Annotated in this window: 14 protein-coding genes; 6 read left to right on the forward strand and 8 right to left on the reverse strand. The window is 60.0% G+C overall.

From position 1 onward, the window contains the following. Window positions 1-14: 14 nt before the first annotated feature. Window positions 15-2,135 (reverse strand): TonB-dependent siderophore receptor, encoded by a 2,121-nt coding sequence (locus tag BUC36_RS07255; protein ID WP_084535688.1) that lies wholly within the window; start codon window positions 2,133-2,135, stop codon window positions 15-17. Window positions 2,136-2,289: 154 nt separating this feature from the next. Here BUC36_RS07255 and BUC36_RS07260 point away from each other — a divergent pair, with 154 nt between their 5' ends. Next, on the forward strand, window positions 2,290-2,541 hold the full coding sequence (locus BUC36_RS07260; RefSeq protein WP_073273162.1) for an HP1242/YdcH family protein: 252 nt from the start codon (window positions 2,290-2,292) through the stop codon (window positions 2,539-2,541). 67 nt (window positions 2,542-2,608) lie between these two features. After that, window positions 2,609-3,211 (forward strand): glutathione S-transferase N-terminal domain-containing protein, encoded by a 603-nt coding sequence (locus BUC36_RS07265; RefSeq protein ID WP_073273164.1) that lies wholly within the window; start codon window positions 2,609-2,611, stop codon window positions 3,209-3,211. Between the two features lie 11 nt (window positions 3,212-3,222). On the opposite strand, the gene pelA is transcribed toward BUC36_RS07265, so the two are convergent. The 4 genes from pelA to BUC36_RS07285 form a co-directional block, all read right to left on the reverse strand. Continuing rightward, window positions 3,223-4,428 carry a pectate lyase gene (gene pelA, locus BUC36_RS07270; RefSeq protein WP_073273166.1) on the reverse strand — a complete coding sequence of 402 codons (1,206 nt, stop codon included), beginning with the start codon at window positions 4,426-4,428 and terminating at the stop codon, window positions 3,223-3,225. Window positions 4,429-4,587: 159 nt separating this feature from the next. Then, window positions 4,588-5,265, reverse strand: a complete 678-nt coding sequence (locus BUC36_RS07275) for a hypothetical protein (protein WP_200797200.1) — start codon at window positions 5,263-5,265, stop codon at window positions 4,588-4,590. Further along, the gene (locus BUC36_RS07280) at window positions 5,225-6,622 is read right to left on the reverse strand and encodes a selenium-binding family protein (protein WP_073273170.1); all 1,398 of its coding nucleotides are present in this window, start codon (window positions 6,620-6,622) and stop codon (window positions 5,225-5,227) included. Before BUC36_RS07280 ends, BUC36_RS07275 begins: the two co-directional genes overlap by 41 nt. A gap of 429 nt (window positions 6,623-7,051) precedes the next feature. Next, window positions 7,052-9,259, reverse strand: coding sequence for a S9 family peptidase (locus BUC36_RS07285; protein WP_073273173.1), 2,208 nt, complete (start codon window positions 9,257-9,259; stop codon window positions 7,052-7,054). Window positions 9,260-9,472: 213 nt separating this feature from the next. Between BUC36_RS07285 and BUC36_RS07290 the strand changes: the two genes are divergently transcribed. The 4 genes from BUC36_RS07290 (at window position 9,473) to BUC36_RS07305 (ending at window position 12,289) form a co-directional block, all read left to right on the forward strand. Further along, window positions 9,473-10,165: a pirin family protein gene (locus tag BUC36_RS07290; RefSeq protein WP_073273175.1), complete on the forward strand. Its 693-nt coding sequence runs from the start codon at window positions 9,473-9,475 to the stop codon at window positions 10,163-10,165. A 5-nt stretch (window positions 10,166-10,170) separates the two neighbouring features. After that, complete coding sequence (locus BUC36_RS07295) at window positions 10,171-10,920, forward strand: sulfite exporter TauE/SafE family protein (RefSeq protein WP_159435998.1); 750 nt, start codon at window positions 10,171-10,173, stop codon at window positions 10,918-10,920. 63 nt (window positions 10,921-10,983) lie between these two features. Continuing rightward, window positions 10,984-11,643 carry a DsbA family oxidoreductase gene (locus BUC36_RS07300; protein ID WP_073273181.1) on the forward strand — a complete coding sequence of 220 codons (660 nt, stop codon included), beginning with the start codon at window positions 10,984-10,986 and terminating at the stop codon, window positions 11,641-11,643. A gap of 25 nt (window positions 11,644-11,668) precedes the next feature. Further along, window positions 11,669-12,289, forward strand: coding sequence for a hypothetical protein (locus BUC36_RS07305; protein ID WP_200797201.1), 621 nt, complete (start codon window positions 11,669-11,671; stop codon window positions 12,287-12,289). A gap of 137 nt (window positions 12,290-12,426) precedes the next feature. Here BUC36_RS07305 and fghA read toward each other — a convergent pair whose 3' ends face one another. The 3 genes from fghA to BUC36_RS07320 form a co-directional block, all read right to left on the reverse strand. Next, window positions 12,427-13,269 (reverse strand): S-formylglutathione hydrolase, encoded by an 843-nt coding sequence (gene fghA / locus BUC36_RS07310; RefSeq protein ID WP_200797202.1) that lies wholly within the window; start codon window positions 13,267-13,269, stop codon window positions 12,427-12,429. A gap of 26 nt (window positions 13,270-13,295) precedes the next feature. Further along, a complete protein-coding gene (locus BUC36_RS07315; RefSeq protein ID WP_073273187.1) occupies window positions 13,296-14,423 on the reverse strand; it encodes an S-(hydroxymethyl)glutathione dehydrogenase/class III alcohol dehydrogenase in 1,128 nt (375 codons plus the stop codon). Between the two features lie 102 nt (window positions 14,424-14,525). After that, window positions 14,526-15,539 carry an AraC family transcriptional regulator gene (locus BUC36_RS07320; protein ID WP_073273189.1) on the reverse strand — a complete coding sequence of 338 codons (1,014 nt, stop codon included), beginning with the start codon at window positions 15,537-15,539 and terminating at the stop codon, window positions 14,526-14,528.

Raw genomic sequence — 15,539 nt, forward strand, 5'->3', positions numbered from 1 at the left:
TAACGATGCACGGATCAGTAGCGCCAGTTTACTGAGGCACTGAAGTTGCGCGGTGCGGCATAGAAGCCCTGATCCCAGTAGAGACTGCTGATGTACTTCTCGTCGGTCAGGTTCTTGCCGTTCAGCGAGAGGCTCAATTGCTCGCTCACGCGATAGTTGGCGAACAGTTGCAGTGTGGCGTAGGCCTCCTGCTCGATCAGGTGACCGGCACTGTGCGTGCGCTGGATGTCGTCCTGCCAGTTGATGCCGCCGCCCACTTTCAGCTGCTGCAGCATCGGCGGGCGGTAGCTGGCAAACAGGCGCAGGGTCTGGGCCGGAATGTAATCGCGATTCAGGCCATTGCCTTCCCGATTCTCGATATCCACACTGGCATAGCTGAAGTCCACCTGCAGACCATCGCTGAGCTGGCCGCTCAAGGTCAGGTCGTAGCCTTGGCTTTTGTAGTCACGCCCCTCGTAGAAGTCGATCAGGATCTGCTCGTTGACCGGGTCTTCCACCTGGCCGGCATACTCCGCCACATTGGCCTGCTCGGTCTCGTAGTAGGAGACGGTGGCCATCAGCTTGCCGCCGAAGAACTGCCCCTTGGCACCGATCTCGCTGTTGGAACCCTCGGTAGGGTCGATAAAGGTCAGATCCACCGCGATGTCGTCCTGGGGCATAAAGGTTTCGGTGTGGCTGGCGTACACGGAAAAATTATCGCCGATGCGATACACCAGGCCCGCATAAGGCAGCACCTTGCCGGTTTCCCTGGTGACCTTGCTGGTGCCGTAGCCAGTCCCTTTCGCTTCCCAGTCCACCACGCGGGCACCGCCAATCAGGCTCACCGCATCGGTGACATGGAAGCGGGTTGCGGCGAAGAAAGCGCTCTGCTCGTCATCGAAGTCACTGCCGGTCAATCCGTCGGTGAATACCGGGCGCACCGGTGTCTGGCCATTCCATTCGGTGAAGTCGCCGATCCACGGGAAGCCGTTGGTGTAGTCGTAGAGAGACACTTCCTCCACGCTGCCCTTGGCCCAGTTGTAGCCAAACAGGACATCGTGCTCGCGGCCCAGCAGCCTGTAGCTACCGGCCAGGCGCAGATCGAACAGATCGCGCTGCTCGTCGAGGGTGTATTCACTGGCGTAGCCAATCAGGCCTTCATCGGTCGCGGCATCCGGCAGGCTGTACATGTACAACAGCTCGCTGTCGCTCTCGATGTCGCTGTGAATGAAGTAGGCCTTGGCCTCCCAGCCGTTGGCGAACTGGTGCTTCAGCTCGGCGAAGACTTCTGCCTCGATGTTGTCCCAGTAGGCCCACTCGGCGGAGGTGGAGGCGGAAACATCGTAATCGGTGGGAGCACCGTCGCTGTAGACCAGCGGCAGTGCGCCCCACAGCGGGCTGTCGGCCTCACTGCTCAGGTAACTGGAACCCAGGGTAAGTTGCGTTGCTGCACCCAGGTCTTTTTCCACGACGCCGTAGACCGCTGTCTTGTCCATGGCATAGAAGTCGAGGTACGACTCGCGGTCTTCCCTGGCCACCACCATACGGCCGCGCAGACCGTAGGTCAGGGTGCCGGATACATCGGCCTCGGTGCGCAGCTTGTTCCAGGAACCGGCGCTGGCACCCACGGACAGAGCGAAATCCTCAGCGGGGCGCTTGCGCACCATATTGACCGTGGCGGAAGGGTTGCCGGCGCCACTCATCAGGCCGTTGGCACCGCGCACCACTTCGATGCGCTCGTAGATCGCGGTATCCGTCTCGCCGTCACGATTGCCATAGGTGGCGGGTACGCCGACACCATCCACCTGGAAGTTGGTGACATCGAAGCCGCGAGACGAGTAGTAGGTGCGGTCGGTCTCGACACTCTCCACCTGGATGCCCGGCATCGACTGCAGGGCGTCGTTCAGGCTGTACAGCTTGAAGTCGTCCATCTGCACCCGGCCAATAGCGGACACCGATTGCGGTGTTTCCAGGCTCGAGAGACCAAGACCCGTAGCGGTATCCATGTCGTCTATCAGGTAAGACTCCGAGGTCTCACCGGTGACTTCAACGGTTTCGAGCTCCCGCTCGCTCTCCGCCCAGGCGGTGGAATAGGCCATACAGACGGCCATCGCGATAAGTGTGGGCTGAGCAAATCTGCGCTTGTTCTTGGTCACTGTCCTTTCCCCTCGTGAGCATTGCGCGCATCTTAAGCCGAGTCAAAATCAAATGCAATATATTCTCATTTAGATTTGCATTTATCTCAACATAGCTGGGTAGCAACTACACTTGGGGATGGCATTACTATCAAACCACACGGAGGCTTCCCCTATGCCCATCGCCCCTCACGATCTGGATCAGGATTTTCCCGAATACGTAGACACCATCAGGCGACTGCAACAAGAAGACGTCCAGTTCAAAGTTGAAAGCGACAACTACCACAAACTCGACAAACAGATTCGCGGTTTACAAGAAAGCGGCATAGGCACCGACGACGAACACTACAACGCCCTGAAAAAACAGCGCGCTTACCTGAAGCAGCACCTCTACCATCGAATAACCAACAGCTCACTCTCCGGCTAGCCGTCGGCTGGACACCCCGGGCGCCATTCTGCACACTGCAGGCTTTCCGCAAGGAGCGAATGGCGCCATGCAACTCTACTTCACCCACGCCTCCCCCTACGCACGCAGTACCCGCATCGTCCTGCGCGAGCAGCGACTCGAACAGCGCGTGCAGGAAGTGGTTTCCCACCCGTTCAATAATGCTGAGGACTTCATTGCCACCAATCCACTGGGCAAGGTGCCGTGCCTGAGCGGGGAAAACGGCGAGGCGATGATGGACAGCGAGGTGATCTGCGCCTATCTGGACAGGGAACTCGGGGACGGCCGTCTGAGCCAGGCGATGGAGGCAGACTGGGAGCTGAAAACTTTCTACAGCGTCTGCTCCGGCCTGCTCGACACGCTGGTGCTGTTGCGCTTAGAAAAATTGCGGGAGAAGGAAGGGCTGCGCTCCGACTTCTGGTGGCAGCGCTACGAGAATGCGATACAGCGCACGCTCGATTATCTGGAGCGACGCGCGGGCCAGCTACCCGAGCCGCTGAACCTGGCCCATATCAACCTGGCCTGCGCCCTCGCCTACCTGGACTTCCGCCACAGCGAAATCGACTGGCGCAGCCGCCGTCCGCAACTGGCCGATCTCGCCCAGAGACTGGAAAGCCGCGACAGCTTTGCCGCGACTGCACTGCGGGAGTAAATCGAGGATCTCTACCTGACGGCCTCAAATTTTTGCGGCTTGTGACGCTCGCGCCAATCGGGGAAGCGCTTCAGCACCTTATACGGATGCTCTGTGTACCAGCCGTATCCGCGCAGCCGCTCTTGTGACACCTTGCGGATGTCGTAATAAACAGCGCCGTCACGATCGCCGAAAATCGGCCGGTTGCTGCCGATCTCGTAGAAGCGCGCCCACAGCGGATCGGTATTAGCAGCGGGCAGCAGCTCTTTGTAGTCGTGCTCGCCCTTGGCCCAGCGATAACCTTTTTTCTGGTTCGCCGCAAACCAGTCGTGCGCACTTTCGATGGCCCTCTTTATCTCGACGGACGGGCGCTCGAGTTCCATCAGAAATAACACCAGGTCTGCGCTCTCCGCGGTGGCCAGTGATGCCGGTTCGAAGGCCCGGGCCGCCGCCGGCTTCAGAGTCTCGGGATCGTGCTGCGCGCCCCAGATGGTGGTGCGGCCGTCGCTGACCACCTGTGTCTTGAGCAGCATCTGCAGCCCCCGCTGCAGGCTGTCTGCGGCGCGCGCCCGCAGTGCCTCCGGCAGAAACTGCAGCCCCTCTTCACTCTGCGCGGCGGCGCGGACAATACTCAGCAACTCAAAGGTGACGCCGTCATTGAAAGTGAGCAGTTCGTGGTATTTGCCACGCAGCGGAAAGCTCTGCGGCCAACCGCCGTTCGGGTACTGCGCCAGCAGAATCAGCCGCAGCGCGCGCTCGGCGGCCGCGGCGTAGCGCTTGTCCCCTGTCGCCCCGTAGGCCCGCGCCATGATCCAGAACTGGGTGCTGGTGGCACTGTTATCGAAGGTGGGAATATAGTTTTTCTCGACCCCGAAGGCCTGCCCCGCCTGGCGCGGACTCGCGCCCATGTCGGTGCGCTTGGACCAGCCGCCGGACGGCGTCTGGTAGCTCAGCACCGCGTCGGCGATACGGCGCCCCTCCGGGGTGCGATAGAATTCCGCTGGCTGGCGGGGATCGAAACCGAAACGCTTCGCATACCGGGGCGGCAGCGGCCGCTCCAGACCCAAGCGGGACAATTCCGCGGCGGTCTGGGCCCGATCCAGCTGCCGCAATGTCGCCGACAACTCACGGTACTGCGCCAGCGTTTGCGCAGGCTGCATTTCCCCCGCGACTTCCGCACCGACGACACCGCCGGCCAGCAACAGCCAGCCGCCCAGCAGCAAACTGCTTATTTTCATTTTGGTGTGCTCCCGATGGATCCTTCCGCCGCTCACAGCAGCAGGCTGGCAGTACACGTGTACCCCAGCAGATTCTGTCAGGCAGGATTATTGCATTGGTAAGGCCAATATTGCTATAGCAGCAGTCGGCCGATTGGGAGATGCGGGTGGAAGCGTCATTCAGTGCGCGAATGCCATCCACAGTGCTATAGAGCCGACGATCAGCAGCGCCACTGCCCAGATCAGGTCGAAATTGATCCAGCTACTGCGCAGGACCGCGAGCCCGAGTTTGCGGTACACAACCCAGGCCACGGTACCCATGACCAGCAGCATGGTGAGCGTATGTAATCCCACCGCCAGGAACATGCCCGCTCCTTGCGGTAGCGCGTGCGCGCCGTGATGTGGGTGGGCCGCATCGCTGCCGCCCAGCAGCGCCGGCACCAGCATCAGGCCGGCACCGTGGGCACTGGCCATCAGGAACGACCACACCACAAGATCAACGCCGCCCACTTTCATACCCACCCAGCGCGGGTGGCGGTAGTAGTTGAACAGCTTGTAGAAGCCAAACGCCAGTAGTGCCAGCGCGCTGAATTTCTGCACCGTGGCCAGTGGAATAAACTGCAAGCCCGCCAGCACCAGCAGCACCACGGCGATCACGGCAATGGCGTGGCCCAGCGCAATCGGCAACAGCGACAGCCAGATGACCTTCTCGCTGCGCTGCTGCAGCCCCAGGTTCAGCGCAAACAGCCACCCCATGCCCGGGTTCAGCCCGTGAAAGGCGCCGAACAGGATCATCGCCAGCCACATATGCCAGTCTTCAGGAAGAGAAGCAGTAGGAATCGGTAGACGCGTCGCCACCTTCGAGCCTTACCTGGTGCACGCGGGTCTCGCCGAAATCGATAAAGAAATCCTTATCCAGGCTGATGCCGCCGCCCGGGTCCACGTCCACCTTGACCATCCACCCGGTCATCTTGTCCGGATAGAACTGGTCGTCCCAGCTGCTGTAGAGCGAATTGGTGAAATACACGCGGCGGCCATCGCGGCTGATCTCGACCATCTGCGGTGCCCCCAGCAGCGGCCCCTCAACTTTCGGGTGCCCTTTCTTATTGACCACCCCACCGATTTCCACTTTGCCGGTGAGTTGCGGATTGTGCGGGTCAGAGACATCGTATTGATGCATCTCACCGGTACCCCAGCAGGCGACATACAGGAAGCGGTCGTCGAGGGACAGGTCGATATCCGACACCAGCGGCGGCACCGCCTTGAAGCCCTTCAACAGATCCGGCAGGTCTTTTTCGTCGGCGGGCACCGGTGGAATCGTAATGACCTTCTTGATCTGCCACTGATCGTTGTCCCGGTACCAGAGCCAAATGGAGGCGCTCAGATCCTCGGTGCTGACCACCACGCCGGCAAAGCCGTAGGACTCGCGCGGATCGTGGGACGGCCGCAGCTCCAGCAGCATCTGGTGCTCGGCACCCAGGTCGATAGTCTGTTGCAGTTTGCGCTTGCGCAGATCCCAGAAATGGATGCGGTGACCGTACTTGTTCGCCAGCAGATCCTCCGCCACCAGGCCGTTCTCGAACTGCGAAGGTTTGGCCCACTCGCTGCTGATCAGTACATCCTGCGCCAGGTGCCACCAGAAGTCGTAGGCCAGTTCCTGGTCGCCGCGGTGCAGTTCCCAGGGGCCGATAACGTTGAAGCTGAAATGGTCGAGCATAAAGATGCCGCCGGGCCCCTCGTCACCGTTGGCCGATCCCATTGCGGAAACATAAATGGCGTCGGGGCCGCAGTGCACCGTGTGCGGGCGGCTGTAACCGGATTTCGCCATCACCTCTTCCGGCTCCAGCGTCTTGATAATCTGCGGCTTGCGCGGATCCGGCTTGGTGTCGATCACATAGATGCGCGAGCTGCGCAGCCCCGGCACTATCAGGTAGCGCCGCTCCAGATGCGGATGCGGCGCATAGGGGCACAGCGCCGAGCTGCAGGCATTCCAGCCGAAGTGATGCAGCTCGTCACCGATATTGGGCAGCTCGAGCGTATTGACCACCTGGGCATAGGTGGCCGAATCCGGATCCAGGTCGACGACACAGATGGCATCCGGTTTGTCGGTACCGGCGGGATTCAGCGCGGCCACATAGGCGTGCCGCTCGGGGGGCGCCTGCATCGCCATTTTGGCGGATGGATAAAACGACGGGTCGGGTTTCCACAGAGCCACGGGCGTTGTCTCCTCTCGCACCTGCGCGACAGAACTTTTTAGGAAAGTCCGAGTATAGGAAGCGGTTGCGACGCGCTGCCAGCAGTCAGCGGGTCATCGAGGCGTATTCCGCGCCGAATTGTTGGCAGCAGAAAATTTACAGGAGTGATCGCAGATGCAGGCGGACACAATAGCCGGGCAAAAAGCCCGGCTCAGGCTGTTGATAAACCCCGCATTCCGTTCTGAGCTGGTGTGGTGGCGGCCAAGCACTAGAACGAGCATTTCGAAACGCTGTGAATACATCCCTGTAAGCTCCGGCGGCGACGTCCTGTCGCCGACGGTTCGAAATACTCGTCCTAGCACTTTGCCTTAAATTTTGACAGTGTAACTTTGTCAGCAACCTGTGCCGGGCAAAAAGCCCGGCTATTGTGCAGTGAAAAACTACTGAGGTCAGTCTTGTCCCTTAAGGTGGCGATCAAAGAAATCCTTGATCATGGTGTACTGGTGCGTGCGGGTCTGCTTGCCGCGCAGGCTGTGCTTCTTGCCCGGGTAGGTCATCAGTTCGAACTGCAGGCCTTTGTCCTGCAATTCCTTGATCAGCTTGGTGGTATTGGTGAACAGCACGTTGTCGTCCGCCATACCGTGGTAGACCAGCAGCGCCCCCTGGAGCCCGTCCGCATAGGGAAAGACCGAAGAGGCTTCATAGGCCTTGCCATCCCGGTTCGGGTTACCCATGTAGCGCTCGGTATAGTGGGTGTCGTAGAGGGACCAGTCGGTAACCGGCGCGCCGGATACTCCGGCCTTGAAATAGTCGCCGGCCTTGAACATGCTCATCAACGCCATATAGCCACCGTAGCTGTGACCGTATACGCCGATATTATCGCCGTCCACATAGGGCAGTGAGCGCAGGAATTTCACACCGGAAACCTGATCTTCAACCTCCGGGTTACCCATGCGTTTGAAGATCGGATTTTCGAACTCGGTGCCGCGGTGGGCGGAGCCGCGATTGTCCAGGGTGAAGACGATATAACCCTGCTGCGCCATGTACTGGTTGAACTCCTTGTCCCAGCTATTGGTCACCAGCTGCGCGTGGGGACCACCGTAGAGGAACACCATCACCGGATAGCGCTTTTTCACATCGAAATTCGCCGGCTTGTACATCCGGTAATAGAGCTTGTGCCCCTGCGGCGCATCGATGGAACCGAATTCCGGCGCAATCCAATCTTGCTTGTACGGGTACAGCGGGTGGCCTTTGACCACCGCATTTTCTTCCAGCCAGGTGACCTGGTCGCCGCTGGCCTTGTGCAGGCTCACCTGCGCCGGCGTCGAGACGTTGGAAAACTTATCGATATAGCCGGAGGCGTCCTTGGCAAACTCGATATCGTGCATGCCGGCACGTTTGGAAATTTTCTGCGCACCCTGGCCACCGTTCAGCGCGACGGAATAGAGGTGGCGCTCGAGCGGCGTGTCCTTGCGGCCGGTGAAGTAAATTTTACCCGCCGGTTCATCGACCGCTGCCAGCTCGTCTACCGCCCAATTGCCCTTGGTCAGCTGTTGCAGCAGTTTGCCATTCAGGTCGTACAGATACAGGTGCCGGTAACCATCGCGTTCGGAAGACCAGATAAAGCGATCGCTGTCTTTCAGGAAATGCAGATCGTCGTGCAGGTTGACCCAGGTATTGCTGTTTTCCGCGAGCAGCACACGGCTTTTTCCACTGTCGAGATTGAACTGGCGCAGTTCCAGTTTCTGCTGGCTGCGATCCTGCCATTGGTAGGTGAGCATATTGTCCCGCGCCCAATCCACGCGCGCGATATAGATATCCTCGTCTTTACCCAGGTCGATCCAGCGAGTCTTGCCGCTCGCGACATCGAGCACGCCCAGTTTGATTTTTACGTTCGGGCGGCCGGCGGCGGGATAGCGCTGCTGGATCATGTCGATACGGTCCGCGTAAATCTCACTGCGCGTCACCTCGTCCACCGGCGACTCGTCCACCTGCAGGTAGGCGATATGACGATCGTCCGGCGACCACCAGTAGCCGGTCATGCGGTCCATTTCCTCCTGGGCGACGAACTCGGCCATGCCGTTCTTGATCGGTCCCTCGCCGCCCCGGGTCAGCTGGCGCTCCTGGCCGGACTTCAGGTCGACGATAAAAATATCCTGATCGCGGATAAACGAGACATAGCGGCCCGTTGGCGATACCCGCACGTCGGTTTCGAAGGCTTCGGTTTCGGTCAGCCGTCGCGCCGCCTTCTTGCCGAGATCGTAGTAGTAGACATCCCCGGCCAGCGGGAACAGCAGGGACTTGCCGTCATCGGACCAGGTGTATTCCATGATGCCGCTGCCGTAGATACGCTGGCGCTCGCGGCGGGCTTTCTCTTCGTCCGACAATATCTCCTCACCCTTGTGCAGGGAATCGGAGTTCACCAGTACTCGGGACTTGCCGTCGGCGATGTTGTATTCCCACAGGTCGTAGCGGTCGTAATCCTCTGCACGCCCTTTCAGGAAGGTCACGCGGCTGCCGTCCGGCGAGTACTCGAGTGCCCGCGGCGAAGTGCCACTCAGGGCCGGGTCGGAGAAGATTCTCTCGATAGTCAACTGTTCAGCAGAACAAATGCCGGCAAATGCGCAGCCGAGCAGAAGAAGCAATTCTCGTTTCATACAACGTCTCTTTTTTAATCGTGCGTTTGTATCGGCATTCCTTGCAGTTGGGCCGCATTTTACAACGGTTTCACTAAGCGGGCGCCGGTTGCGCGACCGGCGGAGCCAGTTTTCGATTCAGTTGATCAAACCGTTGCAAATTATGCGATTTATCCACCGGCACTGCGCACCTATGATGCTGCCCATGACTTTATTCACGGGAGGGTCACCGTCGTGGACTACATCAGAAAAGCCGACGCCCGCGGGCGCGCCAATTTCGGTTGGCTCGACAGCCGCCACACTTTCTCCTTCGGCAGTTACTACGACCCGAAACATATGGGCGTATCCGTACTGCGGGTTATCAATGACGATACCGTCAAAGGCGGCGCCGGTTTCGGCGCGCACGGGCACCGGGATATGGAGATCATCTCCTATGTGCTCGAGGGCGCGATCGAGCATCGCGACAGCATTGGCAACCGCTTTGTCGTACCGGCCGGTGAAGTGCAGCGCATGAGCGCCGGCACCGGTATCCAGCACTCGGAATACAATGCCTCGCGCAGCGCACCGCTGAAATTCCTGCAGATCTGGATAGAGCCCGATGTCATGGGAATTCCACCCAGTTACGAGCAGGCCAGGATCGAACAGCGCGGCCCGCTGACACCGCTGGTGACACCCGATGGCCGCGACGGTTCGCTAAGCATGCACCAGGATGCCAGCCTCTACCGGCTGCGACTGCAGCCCGGAGAACAGTTCACGCTGCAAACCGGTGGCCGCAGCGGCTACCTGCATATCGTTGACGGCTCGGCCAATGCCGGCTCAAGCAAGCTCGCCGCCGGCGACGGTGTCGGCTTTACCAGGACGCGTGAGCAGGGGATTGTCGCCGGTACCGCGGGGCTGGAAGCGCTCTGGTTTGATCTGCCGCGTTGATGACAGTGGAATCGCAGCTCGCCTCGCCGCTCTTCTGGCTGTTGGCACTAATCGGCGTCACCCTGACCGGCATTTCCAAGTCGGGATTTGCCGGCGGCGCCGGTGTGGTCGCAGTACCGCTGCTGGCGCTGGTAATGCCGGTACCGCTGGCGGTATTGCTGATGCTGCCGTTACTGCTGGCCATGGACATCAAAACCATTCAGTACTATCGCCAGCACACCAGCACCGCCGAACTCAAGAAAATCGTACCGGCCGCCCTGGCCGGCATCGCCGCCGGAGGCCTGCTGCTCGGTAAGCTGCCGGTGGAAAGCCTGAAAGTGCTGCTCGGCGGCCTGTCGATTGTATTTGCTCTGTGGCACCGATTGGCGCCAATACTCGGGCAGATGAAAGGCGCCGCCTGGTTGTGGGGCGGGATCAGCGGGCTGACCAGCACCCTGATCCACGCCGGCGGCCCGCCGATCAATATCTACCTGATTGCACAGCGACTCCCCAAACTGACCTGGCTGGCGAGCGCCGGGGTATTTTTCGGCGTCATGAATGCGGTAAAGGTATTCCCCTACCTGATGACCGGGCACTGGACCAGGGAGTTGCTTGCGCTGTCGCTAGCGCTGTTGCCGGTCGCCATCTTCGGCACCTGGCTCGGCCGGCAGATACAGGGAAGAATCTCTGAGCAGCAGTTTGTCTTGTGCTGTCGCCTGTTGCTACTGGTTTCGGGACTATTGCTGATAGCACAGGTGATCGCCGGGTCGCGGTGAGCGTCCGGCCCTTCGCTGTGCGGCTAAACTTGTCAGGACAGCTTCACCCAACTGGCAAAAACCATGAACAAGCTGCCACTGCGTATTGAAATCATCTCAGATGTCGTCTGTCCCTGGTGCGTGATCGGTTATATGCGCCTGCAACGGGCGCTGGCCAAACACGCCGGACAGTGGGAACCGGAAATACACTGGCTGCCATTCGAACTGAATCCACAGATGCCCGCTGAAGGGGAAAACCTGCGCGAACACCTCACCAAGAAGTACGGCACCACGCCACAGCAAAGCATAGAAGCGCGCCAGCGCCTGACGGACCTCGGTGCCGATGTCGGTTTTACCTTCAGTTACAGCGACGATATGCGCATGTACAATACCTTCAATGCGCATCAGTTGTTGCAGTGGTCGAAAGCCTACGACCGCGAGACTGAACTGAGCCTGCACCTGTTTAACGATTTCTTTCGCGACCGCAAAAATGTCGATGATATCGAAGTGCTGGCAGATGCCGCCGCCGCGGTCGGCCTGAATGCGCAGGAAGCCCGGGATATACTGCACAACCAGACTTACGCCGGTGCCGTGCGCGAACTGGAAAAACTGATCACCAGCCAGGGCGTCAGCGGCGTACCACTGTTTATTTTCAATCGCGAATATGCAATCAGTGGTGCGCAGGAGGTGTCCACATTTGAACAGCAGCTGCAGCAGATTCTCGATGAAAGCGACGCAGGCTGATCCGCATCGAACCGAGGAAGAACCGTTGTTTAAACGAAAGGCGATAATTGCCGCAATGCTCGCGACTTTGGCAATCACACTAAACGGCTGCGACAGGAATGCCGAAACCACAGACCGGGCCCCCGCTGACAGTTTTCTCGCCAATATTGCCGAGTACTGCGGCAAGGCATACAGCGGTCGCGTAATCGTCAATGAGCCCAGCTCCAGCCAGCCCGACCCATTTGCCGACAAAACGCTGATCATGCATGTGCGCGATTGTGATCATCCAACCCGCCAGCTGCGCATTCCGTTTCACGTCGGCGATGACCGTTCACGCACCTGGGTGCTGACCCGCACCGACAGCGGCCTGCAACTGAAACACGATCACCGGCACGAGGATGGCAGTGAGGACAAGGTAACCATGTACGGTGGGGATACGGTCGATGCGGGTAGTGCCACCCGGCAAGAATTCCCGGTGGACCAAGAATCCATCGCGATGTTTCAGCGGGAGGGGCTGAGCGCCTCGACAGAGAATACCTGGGCGATGGAGATCCATCCCGACAAAACCTTCGCCTACGAACTGACTCGACCGAACGGACGCAAATTCCGGGTCGAGTTTGATCTCGGCAAGCCAGTCGCAACACCACCACCGCCCTGGGGTCAGTGAGCAAAAGCGTAAGGCGCTACCTTACGCCCCCTTCCGGCAACTCAATCGATATCACCGATGCGCTCGCCGCCATAAAAATGGTTCTGCGAGCGCAACAGCCGCCGACAGCTGCAGCTCACCGAAGGGAGATATGCCCGCTAGTGCGCCAGCAGGTAGTCCGCATGGAACCGCAGGTGCTGCTCGATAAAGCTGGCGATAAAGTAATAGCTGTGATCGTAGCCCGCGTGATGCTCGATCTTCAGCGGGTAGCCGCACGCCTCGGCGGCGGCCTGCAGGGCGTGGGGTTTTAGCTGCTCCTCCAGGAACTGGTCTTCCTCACCCTGAGACACCAGGATCGGCAGCCGCTCCATGGCACGGCCGAGCAGTACCGTCGCGTCATACTCCTCCCAGGTCGACCTGTCGGCGCCCAGGTAAGCACCGAACGCTTTCTCGCCCCACGGACAGGCCATGGGGTTGGCGATCGGACTGAAGGCGGAGATGGAGGTGAAGCGCTCCGGGTTGCGCAAGCCAATTACCAGCGCGCCGTGGCCACCCATGGAGTGACCGCAGATCGCGCGGCGCTGGTTGACCGGAAAATTTGCCTCGATCAGTTGCGGCAATTCCTGCAGCACATAATCGTACATGCGGTAGTGCTGCTTCCACGGCTCCTGGGTGGCGTTCAGATAGAAGCCGGCCCCCTGCCCGAGATCGTATTCCGGTTCATCGGCGACACCGTCGCCGCGCGGGCTGGTGTCCGGTATCACCAGGACGATACCCAGCTCCGCGGCCATGCGCTGCGCGCCGGCCTTCTGGGAGAAATTTTCATCGGTACAGGTCAGCCCCGACAACCAGTACAGCACCGGAAACCTGTGTTCCCGCTTCTCCTCCGCCAGCTGTGGCAGGTAGACGGAGAAGTGCATCGGACAATTCAGGACTTCCGAATCGTGGCGAAACTGCTGCTGCAAGCCATCGAAAGACTTGGTGCTGCTGAGTAATTTCATCGACATGCTTCCGTTTCCACCCAGGCTTAGTCGTAATGAATGACGCTGCGAATACTCTTGCCTTCATGCATCAGATCGAAGGCTTCATTGATTTTTTCCAGCGGCATGGTGTGGGTAATAAAGTCGTCCAGCTGGAATTCTCCCGCCAGGTAGCGCTCGACATAGTCCGGCAGTTCCGAACGCCCTTTCACACCACCGAAGGCGGTGCCGCGCCAGACGCGACCGGTTACCAGCTGGAAGGGACGGGTACAGATTTCCTGGCCGGCACCGGCCACACCGATAATTACCGACTCGCCCCAGCCCTTGTGGCAGCACTCCAGCGCCGCGCGCATCACGTTGACATTACCGATGCATTCGAATGAATAATCCACGCCGCCGTCGGTCAGTTCCACGATCACTTCCTGGATCGGCTTGTCGTAGTGCTTTGGGTTGACGCAGTCGGTGGCACCGAGCTTTTTCGCCAGCTCGAATTTGGACTCGTTGATATCAATACCGATGATGCGGCCGGCACCCGCCATGCGCGCACCGATCACTGCCGACAGGCCGATACCGCCGAGGCCGAAGATAGCCACCGTCGCGCCGGGCTCCACCTTGGCGGTGTTCATCACCGCACCCATGCCGGTAGTGACCCCGCAACCCAGCAGGCAGACTTCTTCCAGCGGCGCTTCGGGATTGATCTTGGCCAGGGATATCTCCGGCAGCACCGTGTACTCGGAGAAAGTGGAAGTGCCCATATAGTGATAGATCGGCTTGCCGTCGACGGAAAAACGCGTAGTGCCGTCGGGCATCAGGCCCTGTCCCTGGGTCGCGCGAATCTTCTGGCACAGGTTGGTCTTGCCGGACTTGCAGAATTTGCACTCGCCGCATTCCGGCGTGTACAGCGGGATGACATGGTCCCCCACTTTTACGCTGGTGACGCCCTCGCCCACCGACTCGACGATGCCACCACCCTCGTGGCCGAGGATCGCCGGGAATACGCCCTCCGGATCCTCGCCGGACAGCGTAAAGGCATCGGTGTGGCAGACGCCGGTGGCCACCAGTTTGATCCGCACCTCCCCCTTCTGTGGCGGCGCCACCTCGACGTCTTCGATAGAGAGTGGCTCGCCCGCCTTCCAGGCTACCGCCGCCTTGCAACGGATGGTTTCTGCTGTCATCTGTTTTTTCCCTGTCCGAGAGTAATTGGGGTTGTCGGCAGTCAGGATAGCCCGGGCATCCGCACCGACGCAAAGGCCTGAGTCACACTCGACGCCGCCCGGTTAGCCCGGCTGGCGCTGCCCCTTGCGCCACTGCAACGGCGAGCAGCCATGCACGACGCGGAATGCCTTGGAGAAGGCGCTGATATCCGTGTAGCCGAGGCTGGCAGACAGCAAATTGATATCGATACTCGAGGCGCGCAAATGCCAGCGCGCCGTCTCCATGCGCGCGTCCTGTAGCAGCTGCTTGAACGAAGTTCCCGCCTCGCGCAGGCGCCGCTGCAGAGTGCGCGGCGGCATTTCGATCAGCTCGGCAATCTGCACGAGTCCATGTTGCTGCGCGCCGAGTGTCTGCAGGATCAGCGTTTGCACCTGCTGCGCGATATCACCTTGGTGTTCACGCAGCAGCTGCCGGGTAAACTCCTCGAAATAGTGGTTGAGCTTTACTCCGGCAGTCCGCAGGGGCCGCCGCATGATGACCGCATCGAACACCAGGCAGTCGCGCTCCTGCCCGAACAGCACATCGCAATTGAAGAAATCCCGATAGCACTGCAGCGATGACAGCGGGCCCTGGCGGAAAGTTACCCGGCGCGGGCGAATATCCTCCCCGGCCAGGTCCTGGATCAGCCGGTAGCCCGCCCCCATTGCCAGTTCCCGGTACTGCTCGGCGGCGAGCGGCATCTCGAAATGGTCGATGCGCAGCGCGCTCAGTTCATTCCCGTCCACCTGGACCCGCCAGTGGTCGGCCTGGTTGTGCAGCACCATATAGCGGTGGGTGGCCGCCAGCGCCTCGCCGAGCTCTCCGTCTTGCAGCAGCAACTTACCCAGGGCACCCAGCATCCGCACCCCCTGCATATTCGCCAGGCGCAGGCCGAAGTCACTGCACTGCAATTCATCGGCGCAAAGGTTCAACAACTCGGCCAGGGTGGCTACCGGTATCAAAATATCCGGGCGGCGCACACAATCCGCCGGCAGGCCTACCCGGGCCAGCAGTGCGGATGGATCACCTCCAAGTTTGGGTACCAGCAAATTGAAGCCCGCCAGTGCGCCACTGCGTATTTCATAAACGGGTTTCAT

The organism is Microbulbifer donghaiensis (genome assembly GCF_900129095.1).
Taxonomy (GTDB): domain Bacteria; phylum Pseudomonadota; class Gammaproteobacteria; order Pseudomonadales; family Cellvibrionaceae; genus Microbulbifer; species Microbulbifer donghaiensis.

What these genes read in the sequence shown, in the direction of transcription:
- BUC36_RS07265 (WP_073273164.1), top strand. Translation starts at nt 2,609, where the DNA reads ATGCAACTCTACTTCACCCACGCCTCCCCCTACGCACGCAGTACCCGC.
- BUC36_RS07315 (WP_073273187.1), bottom strand. Translation starts at nt 14,423, where the DNA reads ATGACAGCAGAAACCATCCGTTGCAAGGCGGCGGTAGCCTGGAAGGCG.
- BUC36_RS07320 (WP_073273189.1), bottom strand. Translation starts at nt 15,539, where the DNA reads ATGAAACCCGTTTATGAAATACGCAGTGGCGCACTGGCGGGCTTCAAT.
- pelA (WP_073273166.1), bottom strand. Translation starts at nt 4,428, where the DNA reads ATGAAAATAAGCAGTTTGCTGCTGGGCGGCTGGCTGTTGCTGGCCGGC.
- BUC36_RS07300 (WP_073273181.1), top strand. Translation starts at nt 10,984, where the DNA reads ATGAACAAGCTGCCACTGCGTATTGAAATCATCTCAGATGTCGTCTGT.
- fghA (WP_200797202.1), bottom strand. Translation starts at nt 13,269, where the DNA reads ATGAAATTACTCAGCAGCACCAAGTCTTTCGATGGCTTGCAGCAGCAG.
- BUC36_RS07260 (WP_073273162.1), top strand. Translation starts at nt 2,290, where the DNA reads ATGCCCATCGCCCCTCACGATCTGGATCAGGATTTTCCCGAATACGTA.
- BUC36_RS07285 (WP_073273173.1), bottom strand. Translation starts at nt 9,259, where the DNA reads ATGAAACGAGAATTGCTTCTTCTGCTCGGCTGCGCATTTGCCGGCATT.